The sequence below is a fragment of the Mesorhizobium sp. P170090 genome (genome assembly GCF_057786115.1).
In genome coordinates this window covers 477,951-496,880 of sequence record NZ_JBYNWH010000001.1, presented here as the reverse complement: position 1 = coordinate 496,880, position 18,930 = coordinate 477,951, and the positions used below count along the sequence as shown (strand labels likewise).

Here is an 18,930-nt window from a genome sequence, read left to right as displayed (position 1 = left end):
GTCACCTCGCCATGGCGTGGTATTCGTCGTTCGGGCGCATGTCGATGGCCGCCGCCACGCGGTTCGACATGTTGAAGAAGGCGGCGGTCGAGGCGATGTCCCAGATGTCGCGGTTGGTGAAGCCGGCGTTGCGCAGTGCTTCCCTGTCCGCCTCGACGATCTTTGCCGGCTCTTCCGTCAGCTTGACGGCGAATTCGAGCATCGCCGTCTGTTTCGGTGAAAGATTGGCAGCGCGGAAGTTCATCACCATCATCTCGCCGAGAGCCGGATCGCCGGAGATCTGGCGCACCGCCGCGCCATGCGCGGTCAGGCAATAATAGCAATGGTTGATCGAGGAGACGACGACCGCGATCATCTCCCGTTCCAGCTTCGACAGGCCGGATTCACCCAGCATCAGATCATTGTAGGTTTCGGTAAAGGCGCGCAGCTTCTTCTCGTCGAAGGCATAGGCAAGAAGCACGTTGGGAACCAGGCCGAGCTTTTCCTCGCATTTGGCGAAATAGGCTTTTGTCGCCTCGCTCAGTTCGGCGATACCCAAGTCAAGTGCGCTGATTTTGCCGGACATGGGGTCTTCCTCCTCGTTCACCGCCGCCTGACCGTCGAATTCCTGTAATTCTTATCGAGCCGTCAAACCTTTGTCGCCAAACAGCGGTCATCTGCTACCATAGTCGTAAAAGCATGTGACGGGAGGACAACATGGCGAGCGTGAAATCCGCAGCTAAGCCGAAGAAAACAGCCACTGCCGGGGTGAAACCCGACGGGAAGCCGGCCAGGCTCGCCGACTATCTGCTGGCCCGCGCGCCGGCCGAAGACATTGCCGCCTATGACGCCGCCGACCTGGAGCGAGCCGCCGACCTGGCAGGACGTGCGGTCGCCGCCCACAAGAAGGGCCAAAGTGTCGTCGCCGTCGATGCCGGGTCGGGCGTCTCCCGCGAGGGCCGCCCGATGACGATCATCACCGTCGTCAACGACAACATGCCGTTCCTGTTCGATTCGATCCTCGGCGAGATCACAGAAACTGCCGGCGAACCGACTTTGGTCACCCATCCGGTCATCGTCGTGCGTCACGGCAAGGCCGGCGTCGACGAGATCCTCGGCGACGGCAGCGCCCTCAAGGACGATGGCAATCACGACCGCCTGAGCGTCGTCCATGTCCATATTCCGCGCCTGACGGCGGAGCAGGCCGACGCGCTGGCCGACCGCCTGCGCAAGATGCTCAACCAGGTGCGCGCCGCCGTCAGCGACTGGAAGCCGATGCTCGCCCGTCTCGACCAGGCGATTTCCGAATTCCGCTATTCCGCCGTGCCGCTCGACAAGAAGAGCGTTGCCGAGGCCATCGCCTTCCTTGAATGGCTGCGCGACGACAATTTCACTTTCCTTGGCATGCGCGAGTTCAAATATTCCGGCGGCGCGGAGAGCGGCAATCTGGAGCGCGCTGACAAACCCGGTCTCGGCATCCTCGCCGACCCGGATGTGCTGGTGCTCCGGCGCGGCACCGAGGCGGTGACGACGACGCCCGAAATCCGCGCCTTCCTGCATGGGCCGGAGCCGCTGATCGTCACCAAGGCCAACGCCAAGTCGCTGGTGCACCGCCGCATTTATCTCGATTATATCGGCGTCAAAACCTACACCGCCAAGGGCACGCTTGCCGGCGAGTTGCGCATGGTCGGCCTGTTCACCTCGACTGCCTACACGCGCTCGGTGATGAAAATCCCGTATCTGAGGTCAAAGGCCGAGACCATCATCGCCAAGTCCGGCTTCGACCGGCACGACCATTCCGGCAAGGCGCTGATCAACGTTCTGGAGAGCTATCCGCGCGACGAACTGTTCCAGGTGCCGGTGCCGATCCTGAAGAAGCACGCCTCGGCCATTCTCGGCCTGGTCGAGCGGCCGCGGGTGCGGGCGCTGGTGCGCGCCGACCAGTTCGACCGCTTCGTCTCGATCCTCGTCTTCGTGCCGCGCGACCGCTATGACAGCGTCGTGCGCGAGAAGATCGGCACCTATCTCAAGACCGTCTTCGAGGGCCGTTTGTCGGCTTACTATCCGGCTTTCCCCGAGGGCGGGCTGGCGCGTGTGCATTTCATCATCGGCCGCTCCGGCGGCAAGACGCCGAAGGTCGAGCAGGCTGTGATCGAAGCGGCGATCCGCGACATCGTGCGAACCTGGGACGACGCGCTGGCCGAAGCCGCGGAAGCCGTCGGCGGCGATCCATCGCTGAAGGCGATCGCCGCGCGTCTGCCTGAGAGCTATCGCGATTCCTTCAGCGCGGCCGTCGCGCTGAAGGATGCGGGGCGCATCGCCGGCATCAGCACCGCCAACCCGATCGCCATCGACTATTACCGCCATGCCGAGCAGAAACCGCATCAGGCAGCGCTGAAGATCTACCACCACGGCAGCCCGGTAGCGCTGTCGCGTCGCGTGCCGGTGCTGGAAAACATCGGCTTCCGCGTCATCAGCGAGCGCACCTTCGAAGTTGGCGAGGACGGCGGCGACACCGTCTTCGTCCACGACATGGAACTGGAGAACAGCTACGGCAAGCCGATCGACCTCAGCGATGGCGGCGCGCTGTTCGAGGACGCGTTCCTGTCGGTCTGGCGCGGCGACATCGACAATGACAGCTATAACGGGCTTGCCCAGACCGCCGGCCTGTGGTCGGGCGAAGTCAGCATTCTGCGCGCCTATGGCCGCTACCTGCAGCAAGCCGGTATCCCGCAGAGCCAGGATTTCATCGCGGCCGCGCTCAATCGCTATCCCGACATTGCGCGCGGCCTGCATGCACTGTTCGTCGCTCGTCTCGGCCCGACCGCCGAGACGGAAGGCGTGATCGCCGCCAAGCACCTCAAGGCCAAGATCAAGGACGCGCTGGAGGAAGTCCCTAACATTGATGACGACACGATCATCCGCCGCTATCTCAACCTGATCGAAGCCTCGTTGCGCACCAACCATTTCGTTGCGGGAACGAAGGCGCGGGGCCAGTCGCTGGCGATCAAGCTCGATTCGCAAGCGGTCGAAGGATTGCCAGCGCCGCGGCCGTGGCGCGAGATCTTCGTCTATGGTTCCGAGGTCGAAGGCGTGCATCTGCGCTTCGGCCCGGTTGCGCGCGGCGGCCTGCGCTGGTCGGACCGCGCCCAGGATTACCGCACCGAGGTGCTCGGCCTGGTCAAGGCGCAGCAGGTCAAGAACGCCGTCATCGTGCCGGTCGGCGCCAAGGGCGGCTTCTATCCGAAGAAGCTGCCGATGAGCGCCGGCCGCGACGCCATCTTCGAGGCCGGCACCTCGGCCTACAAGAATTTCGTTTCCAGCCTGCTGTCGATCACCGACAATATCGGCCTCGATGGCGTCATACCCCCAGCCGGCGTCGTCAGGCGCGATCCTGACGATCCCTACTTTGTCGTCGCCGCCGACAAGGGCACGGCAACCTTCTCCGACACCGCCAATGCCATTTCGGAGAAACACGGTTTCTGGCTCGACGATGCCTTCGCCAGCGGCGGCTCGGCCGGTTACGACCACAAGAAGATGGGCATCACCGCCAAAGGCGCCTGGGAAGCGGTCAAGCGGCATTTCCGCGAGATCAACCGCGACATCCAGGCCACCCCCTTCACCGTCGTCGGCGTCGGCGACATGTCGGGCGACGTGTTCGGCAACGGCATGCTGCTGTCGCCGCAGACCAGGCTGATCGCCGCCTTCGACCATCGCGACATCTTCATTGATCCCGATCCAGACAGGGTAGCGTCGATGGCCGAGCGCGAGCGCATGTTCGCGCTGCCGCGTTCGTCCTGGCAGGACTATGACAAGACCAAACTGTCGGAAGGCGGCGTCATCGTCTCGCGCAGCCAGAAGTCGATCACGCTGCCTGCGGCAGCGGCGGCGGCGATTGGCCTCGCCAAGACCACCGCGACACCGGCCGAGATCATGACCGCCATCCTCAAGGCGAACGTCGACCTTCTGTGGTTCGGCGGCATCGGCACGTACTTACGGGCCTCGGGCGAAACCAATGCCGAAGTCGGCGACCGCGCCAATGACGCCATCCGCATCACCGCGCTCGATGTGCGGGCCAAAGTGATCGGCGAGGGCGCCAATCTCGGCGTCACGCAGCGTGCCCGCATCGAATTCGGCATGAATGGCGGTCGCTGCAACTCCGATGCCATCGACAATTCCGGCGGCGTCAACTGCTCCGACGTCGAGGTCAACATCAAGATCGCGCTGGCGTCCGCCATGCGCAAGGGATCGCTGACCCGGCCGGCGCGCAACAAGCTGCTAGCCGAGATGACCGACGAGGTCGCCGGCCTCGTGCTGTCCAACAATTACGAACAGACGCTGGCGCTTTCCATCGCCCGCAAGCGCGGCCTTGCCGACATCGCGCACCAGAGCCGCTTCATGGCGGCGCTGGAGGCTCGGGGCCTGCTCGACCGCGCTGTCGAGACGCTGCCGTCGCCGGCCGCCCTTGCCGAGCGCGAGGCGCGTGGCGAGCCGCTGACCCGGGCGGAGCTTGGCGTGCTGCTCGCCTATGCCAAGATCGTGCTGTTTTCCGACATCGTCGCCAGCGACGTGCCTGACGACGCGCATTTCGACCGCGACCTGATGGGCTATTTCCCTGACCGGATGACGAAGAAATATGCGGCCGAGATCCATGGCCACCGGCTGCGCCGCGAAATCATCGCCCGCGTCGTCGCCAACGATCTCGTCAATCGCGGCGGACCGTCATTCGTCAACCGGCTGCAGGAAGCCACGGGGCGCAGCGCGGCCGACGTGGTGCGCACCTTCGCCGTGGTGCGCGACGGCTTCGCGTTGCCGGCGTTCTATCGGGAGATCGATGCGCTGGACAGCCACATCGACGGCCAGGCGCAGCTCGATCTCTACCAGTCCGTCAGCCGGCTTATCTTCGTGACCAGCGGCTGGTACCTGAAGAACGATGCCGGCACCGCAGCGCTCGGCCAGCGCATTGCCGAACTGCAAGAGGCGCGCATGGCGCTGGAGCCGAAGCTGCTCTCGCTGCTGCCGGCCTTCTCCCGCGAGCGGGTCGAGGAGAGGCGGGATGGCCTGTTCAAGGCCGGCGCCCCGGAAAAGCTCGCCGGGCAGCTGGCAATGGCCGATGTGGCGGGACTGATCCCCGACATCGCACTGACGGCGCGCACGGCCAATGCCGACGTCGTCGCCTCGGCCAAGGCGTTCTTCGCCGTCAGCGATGCCTTCCGCATTCCGCGCGTCGAAGAGGCGGCGCGTTCAATCACGCCGTCGGACTATTACGACCAGCTGGCGCTGTCGCGCGCCACCGACACGATCGGCGCGGCGCGGCGCGGCATTGCGGTGGCGGCTCTCGCCGGCCATGCCGGGACGGCGGATCCTGTGGCGGCCTGGCTGGAAGCCGGAGGCGAGCGCGTGGCGCGCATCCGCGAGCGGCTGCAGGCGCTGACCGAAGGCGGGGATATCACCGTGTCCAGGCTGTCGGTGGCTTCGGGGCTGATGAGCGATCTGACGGGGATGTGAGGCTCGGGACTTTACCCTCCCCCTTGTGGGGAGGGTCGCTGCGAAGCAGCGGGGTGGGGGTGCGGCACCGACCCCCACCCGGACCTTCGGTCCGACCTCCCCACAAGGGGGAGGTAGGGGCGCGGCGCCTTTCTTCGCGTCTCTATGCAGGTAGACAGCGGCGACATCCAGGTGAGGGGCAGCGCGAATCTTTGGCGGTTTGCATGAGCATTCGAAACATGCAGACATGGCATCCGACAAGCGCGGTGTCCCGGGGAATCATCATGGCGGCGGTAGAAACAGTGCAGCGGGCATCCGGGCGCGGCATCTGGGGATGGATGTTCTTCGACTGGGCGGCGCAGCCGTTTTTCACCGTCGTCACCACCTTCATCTTCGGGCCTTATTTCGTCTCGCGCATGGCGAGCGATCCGGTCTCAGGCCAGGCGGCCTGGGGCTACGGCATCGCTGTTGCGGGCCTGGTCATTGCCGTGCTGTCTCCCATCCTCGGCTCGATTGCCGACCAGACCGGGCCGCGCAAGCCGTGGATTGCGTTCTTCGCCTCGATCAAGATCATCAGCCTTTGCCTGCTATGGTTCGCCGCTCCCGGCTCGAACCTTTTCCTGGTGGTGCTGTTCTTTTCTCTCGCTTCGGTCGCGGCGGAATTCTCGACCGTGTTCAACGATTCGATGATGCCGCGCCTGGTGCCGAAGAGCGAGATCGGCCACGTCTCCAACATTGCCTGGGGACTTGGTTATCTCGGCGGCATGATCGCGCTGATCTTTGTCGTCGCCTGTCTGGCGGGTTCGCCGGAGACCGGCAAGACGATCATCGGCATCGACCCGCTCTTTGGGCTCGACCCGAAACTCGGCGAGGACGCGCGCGCCACCGGGCCGCTGTCGGCCGGCTGGTATTTCCTGTTCATCCTGCCGATGTTCTTCTTCACGCCGGACGCCATCAAAGGCGTTCCGATCGGGCCGGCGGTGCGCGAGGGGCTGTCGGAACTGAAGTCGACGCTGACTGAAGTGCGCCGGCGCAAAGGCATCTTCCGCTTCCTTGTCGCCCGCATGATTTATCAGGACGGCGTCAATGCGCTGCTCGCTTTGGGCGGCACATTTGCGGCAGCGATGTTCCACTGGTCGATCACCGAGATCGGCATGTTCGGCATTATCCTCAACGTCGTCGCCATCGTCGGCTGCCTGGTTGCCGCATGGCTGGACACCGCGCTTGGCTCCAAGACCATCGTGATGATTTCGCTCGTCCTGCTCAGCATCGCCACCATCGGCATCGTTTCGACCGGGCCAGGCTACACGTTGTTCGGCGCCTGGATGATGCCGGGAGCCGATAGTGGCGGCCTGTTCGGCACGGCGGCGGAAAAGGCCTACATTTTCTATGGCCTGTTAATCGGGCTGGCGTTCGGACCGGTGCAGGCGTCGTCACGCTCCTACATGGCGCGCAGCGTGACCGCAGCCGAATCCGGCCGCTATTTCGGCATCTATGCGCTGGCCGGAAGGGCCACGAGTTTCCTGGCGCCGTTCATGGTGGCGTCGATCACGCTCGCCAGCGGCTCGGCGCGGCTCGGCATGGCGGCCATCGTGCTGTTCCTGGGCGTTGGGATCGCGATATTGATCTGGACGCCGTACCCGGCGGATCAGCCGGTGGAATAGCGACGCACTTTTCCTTCTCCCCTTGTGGGAAAAGGCAGAGGCGCTCAATGCCTGAAATGCCTCACGCCGGTAAACACCATGGCGATGCCATGCGCGTCGGCAGCGGCGATAACGTCGTCGTCGCGCATCGAGCCGCCGGGCTGGATCACCGCCGTGGCGCCGGCTTCGATCGCGGATATGAGCCCGTCGGCGAAAGGGAAGAAAGCGTCGGAGGCGACCACCGAGCCCTTGGTCAACGGCTCCGCGAGGCCAGCTGCTTCCGCCGCGTCGAGGGCCTTGCGGGCGGCGATGCGCGAGGAATCGACGCGGCTCATCTGGCCGGCGCCGATGCCGATGGTGGCGCCGTCCTTGGCGTAGACGATGGCGTTCGACTTGACGTGCTTGGCGATGCGGAAAGCGAATTTGAGGTCGGCCATCTCGGCCGCAGTCGGTGCGCGCTTGGTGACCACCTTGAGCTCGAGATCGTCGACCACCGCGTTGTCGCGGCCCTGGACGAGCATGCCGCCAACGACGGATTTCACAGTGATGCCGCCGGCGTGCGGATCGGGCAGACCGCCGGTGACCAGCAGTCGCAAATTCTTTTTGGCGGCGACGATGCGGACAGCGTCCTCCGACGCGTCCGGCGCAATGATCACCTCGGTGAAGGTTTTTACGATCTCCTGAGCCGCTTCGGCATCGAGGATGCGGTTCATGGCAACGATACCGCCAAAGGCCGAAACCGGGTCGCAGGCCAGCGCTCTCGCATAGGCAGCAGCCAGCGAAGCGTCCTCGGCGACGCCGCACGGGTTGGCGTGCTTGATGATGGCAACGGCGGCGCAGCGGTTTGGGTCGAACTCGCCGACCAGCTCGAAGGCGGCATCGGTGTCGTTGATGTTGTTGTAGGACAGCTGCTTGCCCTGCAACTGGCGAGCCGTGGCGACCCCGGGCCGCTTGTCGCCATTGACGTAGAAGCCGGCGCTCTGATGCGGGTTCTCGCCATAGCGCATGACGCTTTCCAGCCTGCCGCCGAAGGCGCGCCAGGTCGGGTGCTCGATCTCAAGCGTTTCGGCGAACCAGCCGGAGATCGCCGCATCGTAGCTGGCGGTGCGGGCAAAGGCCTTGGCCGCCAGCTTCTGGCGGAAATCCAGCGACAGCGAGCCGATGTTCATCTCCAGCGCGTTCAGCACCGAGGCGTAGTCGCCGGGATCGGTGACGATGGCGACATAGGCGTGATTCTTGGCCGAAGCGCGGATCATCGCCGGGCCGCCAATGTCGATGTTCTCGACAACAGCGGCATAGTCGGCGCCGGAACGGCGGACCTCCTCGAACGGGTAGAGATTGGAGACGAGCAGATCGATCGGCTCGATACCGTGATCGTGCATCGCCTTGGCGTGTTCGGGATCGTCGCGCACGCCGAGCAGCGCGCCGTGCACCGACGGGTGCAGCGTCTTGACGCGGCCGTCCATGATCTCGGGAAAGCCGGTCAGTTCCGAGACGTCACGCACCGCCAGCCCCGCCTCGGCGATCGCCTTTGCCGTGCCTCCGGTCGAGACCAGCTCGACGCCGGCCGCGACCAGCCCTTTGGCGAAGTCGATCAGGCCGGTCTTGTCGAAGACGGAAAGCAGGGCGCGGCGGACCGGAAGGAGGTCGGGTGCCGGAATGTTCTTGGCGGCGACGGCCATGGGCTGGCGGCCTTTCAGGGCTGATTGGAGAGCGTTGCCGGGCCGTAGCACATGACATCAGGAAATCAAGCCGGAAGCTCGACCAAGCCGGCGCCGGCAACGACGCTCAGCTGTGCTCGGGATAGCCGGCGATGCCGGTGCGCGTGAGCTGCCAATGCACTTCGGCGATCTCCGAGGCCTTGAAGGCGAGCACGATCTGGCGGCTGCGGCGCGGGCCGCCAAGGCCGGCGAAATAGATCGATTCCTCGACCTCCGGCACCACTTCGGTGCAGGTGAACACCCAGGTGTCGGCCTGGTCGGCGGTCAGCACCAGGCGGTCATGCTCGTCCTGCAAAAGGTTGATGTCAGGGTGGGTGTGGAAGCGCACCACGACGAAGTCGCGGCCATTGTTGCGGATCGCCGCACCGCCCGGGCGGAGGAAGCGATCCCTGCCGGCGAGCACATTGCCCTCGCTCGACAGTTTCAGCTCGCGCTCATGCAGGAAGCCAAAGCGCTGCATATAGCCGTCATGGCGGGCGATGAAGCCTTGCGTGCCCTTCTGGTCGATGCGCTTGCAAGGCACATGCTGCGGGCCGCCGAGCAAGGGCGAGCCGAGCAGGTCGTTGACGCGCAACGAATGGGAAAACCGCGCCGACGAGGTGTCGTTGATGGTGGCGGTCGAATGCGCCGCGGTGGCACGGGCCAGCGGTCGGAACTCGGCGGCGCCATAGGTGTCGATGCCGGCATTGACGATATAATGCTGGCGACCGGACGAGAGTTCGAAGGCCAGGCACCCGGCATGCGCGGCGTTGGACACATCGACGGCCGGCGACGGGCCGGTATCGGCAATCACCGTCACGCCGCCCATCGACAGGCGCTCATAGCCGGAATGCGGCGCGTGCAGCAGCGGCGCGCCGGCGGTGTCGTCGTGGCGCAAGATGGTGGCAATGCGGTCGTGGATGGTCGCGCCCATGCCGTTGAAGCGGGCCAGGCTGCCATCCTGATGGCGGAAGAAACGGAGCGCCGGCAGCATGCGGTCGATGGCGCCCATCAGGGCGGCCGGTGGCGTTTCGGCCTGGTTGGCATAGGTTTGACGCAGCGGCAGGAGATCGGCGAGCAATTCGAGCACCGCCATCGGGTTGCGCGAAATGTGGCCGCCATCGGGAAGGATCTGGCGGTCGAGTTCTTCCGCCAGGTTGCGGGTGGCGCCGCGCAGTGCCGAGGCCGGCGCCGGCAGCGACAGCGCGGCGAAGGCAAGCGCGATACGAGCGCGCAGCCTGTCCTTGCCGTCCGGCATCTCGCGCGCCATCGAGCGGAGATAGCGGATCTGCACGGCGAGCGATTTCAGGAAGGCGCGATAGAACGGAAATTCGGCCCCTTGTAGGACAACCGAGGAGTGTTGCAACCAGGCAATGACTCGCTTGGCGGTGGTGCCGGGCTCCCAGGCTATGCCGGAAATCTGGTTGCCATGCATGGCGATCCAGTCGGAGACAAGCGCGCGTGCATTGGCGGCGGCCAGCTCGGTGCCGGCGGCGCGCATATGGCGCAGCCAGCGAAAGCCGTGCAGCGTCTTCACCCAGCCGCGATTGGCGACATCGATCTGGAATGGAGATTTGCCGCCGGTCTCGACCAGATGTCCCGACAGCGGATAGCGGCCATAATAAATCTCGAGCGCGATCTGCGGATCGGCGAGCCTGAGGTCGGGCGGTGCAATCAGGACGCGTTCGGGCGTGCGCCCGGAATAGCGCCAGCGATAGACTGGCCCTGCGCGAAGGCGCCGGCGCGTCTTGCGCCAAAACTCCTTAGCGACAAGCGTCCACAGACGTGTCGTGCTGCCGGCAGCCAGTGCCAAAACCCCTCCTCGTCGCCTGGAGATAGAGCATGCTGTCGCCCGAAAACCGCGTCACACTTTTCGGCATCATGTTCCGGTACCCCAGCACAAGCTTATATGATTCAAGAACTTATGCGAAGTCGAATTCCGCCGACGTGAAGCGCCTCACGCTGCCGGCCACCGACCCACCCCGAAAAAAGTCAAGCGCTTCGCGGGCTTAAGCCCGGCAATCCGGCACTCACTTGCGGTTGTGGCGAGACCGAAATTCGCTGGGCGAACAGTTTTCGCGGTCGCGAAACAGACGGGAGAAATAGAAGGCGTCGTGGATGCCGACGGCGGCCGCAATGGACTCGATGGGCGAATCGGAGGCGGCCAGCATCTGTTTGGCGCGGTCGAGCCTCGTGCGCAGTTGGAAGGCCTTGGGCGACATGCCGGCTGCCCGCGCAAATCTGCGCCGCAAGGTTGCCGGCGACATCGAGAATTTCGCGGCGAAGGCATCGAGATCCACCGGGTCGCACGCGCAGCGGCGCAATTCGTCGATGATGGGCTGCATGTCGGCATGCTGGAAGCCGGGATTTCGTTGACGGTTGTTCCAATCCATTGCCTGGCGGGCAGCACGCACGACGATGCGATGCATCGTGGCGGCGGCTTCTGCCTGGCTCAGCATCGTATCGAGCGACAGCTCACCGTGCAGCCTGTCGAACAGCCGCTGCATTTGCCGAGGTCGCGCAAGGGGACGACAGGGGCGTCCTCGGCGATCAGCCGCAGCCGGGTGAAATCGCGTATCAAGGCCCCGTCGAAGTGCGCCCAGCGTTCGAGCCAGCCCGATGCGTCCGGCCCGTAGGAATGCATTCTCCCGGGAAGCAGCCAGAACAGGGCCGGCGCTTGGATCGTCTGCATGCCGGCAGTCCTGGTTTCAAGCCAGCCTTGACCGTTCTCAATCAGCACCACGGCGAATTCCGGCAATTTGCGCGCTTGGATCGCCTGAGTGACGCGATGCCGACCAATCCCTGTAACCGACAGGCCGCCGGCCGCGGCCGGTGCGGATCTGTAGAGTGCGTAAGAGAGATCGTTCATGAGCGAAAAGTCCATGGCTTCGTTCTGTCCATGGGCGAGTCTGCGAACAGTATGACATTTCCAGCTAAGGATGAAAAATCGCAGGTGGCTGAAATGTCAAGCTCAACAGGTGGCACGCAACGACAGATTCCTGTTGCGTCAATCGATCTGAACGCCAACGGCAAGACATTATCGATGGCGCCGAACCGGTTGGGTCATCTCGTGCCAACCGACGCCGGGGTCGGCATCGATGCCATTCGCGGCCTCCTTGCCGAGCAAGGCTATGTCTGGCTGAAAAGTATGCTGCCGCGCCGCGACGTCATCGATTTTCGCGGCTGGGTGTTTTCGTATCTGGCCGACACCGGCTTGCTGCAGCCCGGGTCCGATCCCGCGCTTGGCCTGGCGGCCGGCACGTTCGACCGTCAGCTCGCCGATCGCCGGTTGATGGCGCTGGTTCGCTCCACCGCCTATGAAGGGTTTTGCGCACAGCCCCGGATGGCGCGGCTGATGGATGGGTTTGTCGGCGGGCTGTCCTATTTGCACAAGCGCAAGATCATGCGCTTCACCCAACCGGGCACCGCCGTGGCGACGCCGGCGCATTACGATCTCGTCTATCTTCGCGGCGGCACCAGCCGCATCGTCACGGCCTGGATCCCGATCGGCGACGTTCCCGTCGACATGGGCGGCCTGGTCTATCTCGAGGGATCGCACGCCATCGGCCTCGACATGGAAGCCCGGTTCGCCAGGGACAATGCCGGGCTGAGCCCGCAGGAGCGCATCAGCGCCTACAACAGGAACATGAGCGAGGGCGGCTGGGTGTCGAAGGACCTGCCCGACATGGCGGAGCGGTTCGATACACGCTGGCTGATCGCGGATTTCGAGGCCGGCGATGTCGTCCTCCACTCGCCCTATATGATCCACGCCTCGACGACCAACCAGAGTGCGGAGGGGCGTATCCGGCTCTCCACCGATATCCGCTACCAGAATGTGGATGATGAGATCGATGCAAGGTGGGGGAAGCACTGGAGTTTGAACGACATGCTTTAGGCATGTCGTCGCGTCGGAGTCAGGCCAGACGTCGCATGCGGGCTGCGAAGAAGCCGTCCAGGCCGGAAACCCCTGGCGAACCACTGTCAAGATCGGCGGGTGTGGTGCGCAGCGTGCCTTGCGGGGTCAGGAAAGCGTCGATGCCGGCGATTTCGCCGGGCTGCAGTGGATCGTCGGCGACGGTTTTGTTGCCGGCCAGAAAGACGCGATACAGATCCTCGCCTTCGATTGGGTCCAGCGAACAGTTGGAAAAAACAATCCGACCGCCCGGTTTGACCAAAGTGACGGCGCGGGCGAGCAGCTTTGCTTGCAGATCGGCTAGCTTTTCGACGTCGGCTGCCGTCTTGGTCCATGGCACGTCGGGGTGGCGCCGAACCGTGCCGGTGGAAGAGCAGGGCGCGTCGAGCAGGACGGCGTCGAAAAGCTCCGCCGGCTGGTATTTCAGCAGATCGGCCTGCACGATCTCGGCGGACAGCCCGAGCCGTTCGAGGTTCTGCGTCAGCCGCGCCAGCCGGTTCTTCGAGGTGTCCACGGCGGTGACTTTGGCGCCGGCAAGGATCAGCTGAGCGGTCTTGCCGCCGGGGGCGGCGCAGAGGTCGGCGACGCGTAATCCTTTGACATCGCCGAACAGCCGCGCCGGAAAACTGGCGGCGGCGTCCTGGACCCACCATGCGCCTTCGCTGAAGCCCGGCAGTTCGGTGACGGAGGCGTTGAGCTTTTCCACTCGCACCGTGCCGGTCGGCAGCACGATGCCGCCGAGCTTTTCGGCCCACAGTTCGGGATCGGCCTTGACCGTGAAATCGACCGGCGCCTCAACGCGATGCGCCGCCAGGATCTGTCTGGTCATCTCGGCGCCATAGGCGGCCTTCAGCCGGTCGGAGAACCATTTTGGCGCCTCGTCGGTGGCGGCAAGAGCTGCCGGCAGTTCGGTCTCCTTGGCCCGCACCAAAGTGCGCAGCACGCCGTTAACGAGGCCGGAAAAGCGCTGCGTGCGTGGGTCCGACTTGGCGTGGGTCACAGCCAAATCGACGGCGGCGCTGTCGGGGATGTCGAGGAACAGGATCTGCGCCGCCGCAACATGCAGGATGTGCGACAGCGCTGTGGCGTTGGGCGGCAGCGGCTTTTCAAGGCGGCGGGCGAGGAGCCCGGCAATGGTCATGCGGTAGCGCAGCGCGGTTACCAGTATGGCGCGCACCAGGCCGCGGTCGCGCAAGTCGAGCACCTTGTATTGCGGATGGCCGTTCTCGTGGTCCGTCAGCCCGTCGAGCGGCGTTTTGGCGTCGATAACGGCGGCCAGCAGCCGCGCCGCGGCCTTGCGCGCGGCGAGGCCGGCGACGAATTCGTCCGAGCTGTTTTCGCGATCGCCTGAATGTGCGGGCCGGGATCTGGCGCCGCTCACGACCACGGACCTTTGGGTCCGGTCGGATTGCGGCCCCACGGATTGGCTTTCGGCTTGGCCGGTTTGGTCGGCTGCGTGGGGCGTGCTGCCTTACCCCACGGACCTTGCTCGGCATCGGCCGGCAATTCTTCGATCGGCTCTGGCGTCGGCGCCTGGCGCGGCGCCGGCTGGCGGCCTGCCATGTCGCGCGCCATCGCCTGCAGCGCGGCGATGCGGTTGTCGGTGTTCGGGTGGGTCGAAAACAGGCTGTCCATTCGCTCGCCGTGAAGAGGATTAATGATGAAGAGATGCGCGGTCGCGGGATTGCGTTCGGCATCCGGGTTGCGGATGCGTTCGGCGCCGCGGGCGATCTTGTCAAGCGCTGATGCCAGCCAAAGCGGATTTCCAACGATTTCGGCGCCGCGCCGGTCGGCTTCGTATTCGCGGGTGCGGCTGACCGCCATCTGCACGATCATGGCGGCGAAGGGCGCGACCAGCATCGCCACCAGCACGCCGACAAAGCCGAACGGGTTGTTGTTGTCGCGGCTGCCGCCGAAGAAGAAGGCGAAATTGCCGAGCATCGAGATGGCGCCGGCGAGTGTCGCGACAATGGTCATGGTCAGCGTGTCTCGATGCTGGATGTGGGCCAGCTCATGCGCCATGACTGCCGCCACCTCCTCATGCGACAGGCGCTCCAGCAGCCCGGTCGAGGCCGCGACCGCGGCGTTCTCGGGATTGCGGCCGGTGGCGAAGGCGTTCGGCTGCGGATTGTCGATCAGATAAGTCTTGGGCATCGGCAGGCCGGCCTGCTTGGCCAACGCCTCGACGATGGCGTGGAATTCGGGCGCGTTCTTCGCGTTGACCTCGACGGCGTGATTCATCGACAGCACCATCTTGTCGGCATTCCAGTAGCTGAACAGATTGGTGCCCGCGGCGACCAGGAAGGCGATCATCATGCCGCCGGTGCCGCCGATCAGAAAGCCGACGCCCATGAACAGCGCCGTCATCGCGGCCAGAAGCATGGTGGTGCGTAGCGTGCTCATCATCTGCTCCCTGTGCGGCCGTGGCAAAAAAAGGTCGATCGGGTGAACTCATGGCTATATGATGGGAAACGCCGCCCTTCGTTTCAATCCGCCCGGACTATCGCATGACCGACCAACCCAGCAAAGCCGATGCCGACCGGGAGAAGGACCTGACGCCGGCGGCCAGCCGGGCGCTGGCTGAAGCCGAGGCGCGCCGTGAAGCGTATCGCCAGAAGGAAGCTGCGCTGCCGAAGGAAATCGGCGGCCGCGGCGGCAAGGAACCCGGCCGCTACGGCGACTGGGAAGTGAAGGGACTGGCTAGCGATTTCTAGGGGTTCAGGAACGGAAGAACTGGGGAACTGGTGAACTGAAGAGTTGAAGAAAAAGGCGCATAGCAGTCCTCCAGTCCTCCAGTCCTCCAGTCCTCCAGTCCTCAGGCCGCGCTGCGCTGTGCCCCCAGCGTCATCCAGCCGCTGTCATCGATGGCGATGGAGACGGTTTCGTAGCCGCCAATCGAGTTGTGCTGAGTCGTCATTGGATGCTGGTGAGTGGCGCTGATCACCATCACCGACGCGCCCGCTGCTTCCGCCGCCGCGATACCGGCCGGTGCGTCCTCGAAGACCAGACAGTCGCCGATATCGACGCCGAGCCGTTTTGCCGCCAGCAGGAAACAGTCGGGCGCCGGCTTGCCGTGCGACACATCCTCGGCCGCGACCACCAAGGCGGGAACCGGGATGCCGGCGGCCCGCATGCGCAGCAGCGCCAACGGGCGCGGCGCCGAGGTGACGATCGCCCAGCGCTCTGGCGGCAAAGCGTTGAGGAACGGCACGGCGCCGGCGATCGGCAGCACGCCTTCGACATCGTCCGACTCGGCCTGCAACAGCACAAACGCCTCATGAACAGGGTCGACGCCGGGAAGCGCCAGCCTGGTGATGGTCTCGACCGCCCGCACGCCATGGATCGTCGGCAAGAAGGCTTCGACGTCGAGACCGTGCTTAAGCGCCCACGCCGCCCAGACGCGCTCGGCCGAGGCGATCGAATTGAGCACCGTGCCATCCATATCGAACAGGAACGCGGCGAATTTTCTGCCTGCAAACATCAGATTTTCCACGGGGTTAGGGATCGTTTCGGGAGGGTCGAAACATGTCGTGCGACCGTAACGTCGCCACGCCTGCCTGGGAAGCCGCGGGAGAGCCTTTTCGATAGTTCCAGGGAACCATGGTCCCGCCTCTGGCGTTTTGAGCATACTGTTTTCCACGGGATCGAAGGGGCAATCATTGTGCTGATCCGGCTCGGCTACGAAATCGCCATTGAATGCGTCGGCGCCACGCCGGTCATCTCGCTGCTTGATATCCACAGGGATCGTCAGGCCGACATCAAACGGCAGACGCGCGTGCTGACGTCGCCTTCAGTGCCGAGCAAGGTCTATCACGATCTGTTCGGCAATACCTGCCGCCGCTTCACCGTACCCGCCGGCAATTTCCGCATTCTCTATGACGCAGCCGTCGAAGACAGCGGCGAGCCTGACGCGGTCAACACGCTGGCCAGGGAAGTGCCGGTGGCGGAACTGCCGGACGATGTGCTCGGCTACCTCCTCGGCAGCCGCTATTGCGAGACCGATCATCTGAGCAGTCTGGCCTGGCAGCTTTTCGGCCATGTTCCCTCCGGCTGGGCGCGGGTGCAGGCGATCGTCGACTATGTCCACAACCGGCTGTCCTTCGGCTATGGCTATGCGCGGTCGACGCGCACCGCAGCCCAAGCGCATGAGGAGCAGGTTGGTGTATGCCGCGACTTCGCCCATCTGGCGATCACGCTCTGCCGCTGCATGAACATCCCGGCCCGCTATGTGAACGGTTATCTCGGCGACATCGGCGTACCGGCCGACCCGGCGCCGATGGACTTTTCGGCCTGGATGGAAGTGTTCCTCGACGGCAAATGGTACACGTTCGACCCGCGTCATAATCGTCCGAGGATAGGCCGCGTCGTCATCGCGCGCGGTCGTGATGCCACGGATGTGCCGCTGCTGCACAGCTTCGGCCCGCACCAACTTTCGCTGTTCAAGGTCTGGACCTATGAGCAGGAAGGCAATCTGTTCAACCCGCCCTATCACGGCGTCGACAAGACCGTCAGTGCGCGGATGCTGGCGTGACCGGATTTTGATTCGCTTCGACACACAATCCGGAAATGGAAAAGGCCGCCGCTTCTTGACGAAGCCGGCGGCCTTCCGTGTTTCCGTCCGTGGCGCGGCCAATGGCGGCGACCGAGGTCACCCGCCGCGCTTATCGCGCCTTAACGGGAAGACTGCTTCCCGAAAGTGCAATCCGCTGAGGCCACGTTCTGGAAAACGAAATCACTCGACATCGGATCACCTCCTTTCGATTTGTTGAACACGTACAGATGATGGGGTGCGTTGCAGCAAAAAACAAGATGCCGATTTGAAATAGCTGGCGAGCCGCCTTTTGCGCCGGGTTGCGAAGAGCCGCGAGGGCGGGCAAAATCCATGCAAGGTGGATTGTCAGGACTCGGGAGGATTGCCATGGAGGCAGCCGAGAAGGCCGCGCGCATCGTGCGAACGGTGATCGAAACGCTGAAGCCGGGTTTTGCGGTCAAGCTGTGGACCGGCGAGCGGATCGGTCCCGCCACCGGGCCCGTGCTCACCATCAACGACCAGGACATCGTCTGGCAGGTGGTAAAGCGGCCATCACTGTCGACGCTGATCGAGATGTGGATTTCCAAGACGATAGACATCGAAGACGGGACGATTTTCGATTTTTATGCACTGCCGTCGCAAGGCAAGCTCAGGACCAAGCTCAAGTCGCTGCCGAAGCTGGCGATCCTGCGCGACCTGCCGGCGGTGCTCCTGTCACGCAAGCAGATGAGTGCACGCACCGATCTGTCGGGTCGCAACCCCTATGTCAGCGGGTCGAGCCAAGAGGCGATCCAGCATCACTACGACATTTCGAACGCCTTTTACCGGCTCTTCCTCGACGAGCGCATGGTCTACAGCTGCGGCTACTTTAAGGATTTCGCCGATGGCATCGACCAGGCGCAGGCCGACAAGCTCGACCATATCTGCCGCAAGCTGCGGCTGAAGCCGGGCGAAAAGCTGCTCGACATCGGCTGCGGCTGGGGCGCCATGCTGATCCATGCGGCCAAAAATTATGGCGTCGTCGGCCATGGCGTGTCGCTGTCGCAGGCGCAGACCGATCTCGCCCGCGAGCGCATCCGCGCCGAAGGGCTGCAGGACCGCATCACCATCGAGATCAAATCCTATGCGGAACTCAAAGGCTCCTTCGACAAGATATCGTCGATCGGCATGTTCGAGCATCTCGGCCTCGCCAACCACGCCACCTATTTCAAGACCATCCATCGCTTGCTGAAGCCCGGCGGCATCTATCTGCACCACGCCATCACCAGGCGCAGCAAGGGCGACTTGAAGAAAACCTTGCGCAAGGGGCCGGAGTTCAAGGCGCTGCTCAAATACATTTTCCCCGGCGGGGAACTCGACACGATCGGCATGACGCTGGGCAATCTGGAGGCGCATGGCTTCCTGGTCTACGACGTTGAGAATCTGCGCGAGCACTATGCGCGCACCTGCCGGCTGTGGGCCGAGCGGCTGCAGGCTCGCTTCGACGAGGCGGTCGCCGAAGTCGGCGAGGCCAAGGCACGGCTGTGGCTGCTTTATCTCACCGGCTGCTCGATCACCTTCGAGCGCGCCTCGGCGCAGATTTTTCAGACCGTCGTCACCAAACGCGCACGCGGCCCGAGCGGGCTGCCGCCGACACGGGCGGATCTGTATCGGTAGAGATAGGATTCGGGGCCGAAC

Annotated in this window: 12 protein-coding genes and 1 pseudogene; 6 read left to right on the top strand and 7 right to left on the bottom strand. The window is 64.3% G+C overall.

All coding sequences use genetic code 11. From position 1 onward, the window contains the following. Position 1 precedes the first annotated feature (1 nt). On the bottom strand, positions 2 to 565 hold the full coding sequence (locus AC3EML_RS02460) for a peroxidase-related enzyme (RefSeq protein WP_023736824.1): 564 nt from the start codon (positions 563 to 565) through the stop codon (positions 2 to 4). 131 nt (positions 566 to 696) lie between these two features. On the opposite strand from AC3EML_RS02460, the gene AC3EML_RS02455 reads away from it, so the two are divergent. Both AC3EML_RS02455 and AC3EML_RS02450 read left to right on the top strand, forming a co-directional pair. Further along, positions 697 to 5,487, top strand: coding sequence for an NAD-glutamate dehydrogenase (locus AC3EML_RS02455; protein WP_352520802.1), 4,791 nt, complete (start codon positions 697 to 699; stop codon positions 5,485 to 5,487). A 263-nt stretch (positions 5,488 to 5,750) separates the two neighbouring features. Continuing rightward, a complete protein-coding gene (locus tag AC3EML_RS02450; RefSeq protein WP_352520803.1) occupies positions 5,751 to 7,130 on the top strand; it encodes an MFS transporter in 1,380 nt (459 codons plus the stop codon). Between the two features lie 44 nt (positions 7,131 to 7,174). On the opposite strand, the gene purH is transcribed toward AC3EML_RS02450, so the two are convergent. The 3 genes and pseudogenes from purH to AC3EML_RS02435 all read right to left on the bottom strand — a co-directional run bounded on the left by purH (position 7,175) and on the right by AC3EML_RS02435 (position 11,678). Then, positions 7,175 to 8,791 (bottom strand): bifunctional phosphoribosylaminoimidazolecarboxamide formyltransferase/IMP cyclohydrolase, encoded by a 1,617-nt coding sequence (purH, locus tag AC3EML_RS02445; RefSeq protein ID WP_352520804.1) that lies wholly within the window; start codon positions 8,789 to 8,791, stop codon positions 7,175 to 7,177. 106 nt (positions 8,792 to 8,897) lie between these two features. Continuing rightward, positions 8,898 to 10,622 carry a heparinase II/III family protein gene (locus tag AC3EML_RS02440; protein ID WP_352520805.1) on the bottom strand — a complete coding sequence of 575 codons (1,725 nt, stop codon included), beginning with the start codon at positions 10,620 to 10,622 and terminating at the stop codon, positions 8,898 to 8,900. 217 nt (positions 10,623 to 10,839) lie between these two features. After that, positions 10,840 to 11,678 (bottom strand): annotated as a pseudogene (locus AC3EML_RS02435) (AraC family transcriptional regulator). Between the two features lie 174 nt (positions 11,679 to 11,852). On the opposite strand from AC3EML_RS02435, the gene AC3EML_RS02430 reads away from it, so the two are divergent. After that, the gene (locus AC3EML_RS02430; protein ID WP_488505389.1) at positions 11,853 to 12,704 is read left to right on the top strand and encodes a phytanoyl-CoA dioxygenase family protein; all 852 of its coding nucleotides are present in this window, start codon (positions 11,853 to 11,855) and stop codon (positions 12,702 to 12,704) included. 19 nt (positions 12,705 to 12,723) lie between these two features. Here AC3EML_RS02430 and AC3EML_RS02425 read toward each other — a convergent pair whose 3' ends face one another. Beyond that, the gene (locus tag AC3EML_RS02425; protein WP_023712036.1) at positions 12,724 to 14,109 is read right to left on the bottom strand and encodes an RsmB/NOP family class I SAM-dependent RNA methyltransferase; all 1,386 of its coding nucleotides are present in this window, start codon (positions 14,107 to 14,109) and stop codon (positions 12,724 to 12,726) included. Next, a complete protein-coding gene (gene htpX / locus AC3EML_RS02420; RefSeq protein WP_023824306.1) occupies positions 14,100 to 15,125 on the bottom strand; it encodes a zinc metalloprotease HtpX in 1,026 nt (341 codons plus the stop codon). The genes AC3EML_RS02425 and htpX overlap by 10 nt, the downstream gene beginning before the upstream one ends. 104 nt (positions 15,126 to 15,229) lie before the next feature. Between htpX and AC3EML_RS02415 the strand changes: the two genes are divergently transcribed. Beyond that, positions 15,230 to 15,436 (top strand): DUF1674 domain-containing protein, encoded by a 207-nt coding sequence (locus AC3EML_RS02415; RefSeq protein ID WP_023688862.1) that lies wholly within the window; start codon positions 15,230 to 15,232, stop codon positions 15,434 to 15,436. Positions 15,437 to 15,537: 101 nt separating this feature from the next. On the opposite strand, the gene AC3EML_RS02410 is transcribed toward AC3EML_RS02415, so the two are convergent. Further along, positions 15,538 to 16,203: an HAD-IA family hydrolase gene (locus tag AC3EML_RS02410; protein WP_023684076.1), complete on the bottom strand. Its 666-nt coding sequence runs from the start codon at positions 16,201 to 16,203 to the stop codon at positions 15,538 to 15,540. Positions 16,204 to 16,383: 180 nt separating this feature from the next. On the opposite strand from AC3EML_RS02410, the gene AC3EML_RS02405 reads away from it, so the two are divergent. Further along, positions 16,384 to 17,253, top strand: a complete 870-nt coding sequence (locus tag AC3EML_RS02405) for a transglutaminase-like domain-containing protein (protein ID WP_352462281.1) — start codon at positions 16,384 to 16,386, stop codon at positions 17,251 to 17,253. Between the two features lie 387 nt (positions 17,254 to 17,640). Further along, positions 17,641 to 18,909, top strand: coding sequence for a class I SAM-dependent methyltransferase (locus tag AC3EML_RS02400; RefSeq protein ID WP_352462279.1), 1,269 nt, complete (start codon positions 17,641 to 17,643; stop codon positions 18,907 to 18,909). Positions 18,910 to 18,930 lie beyond the last annotated feature (21 nt).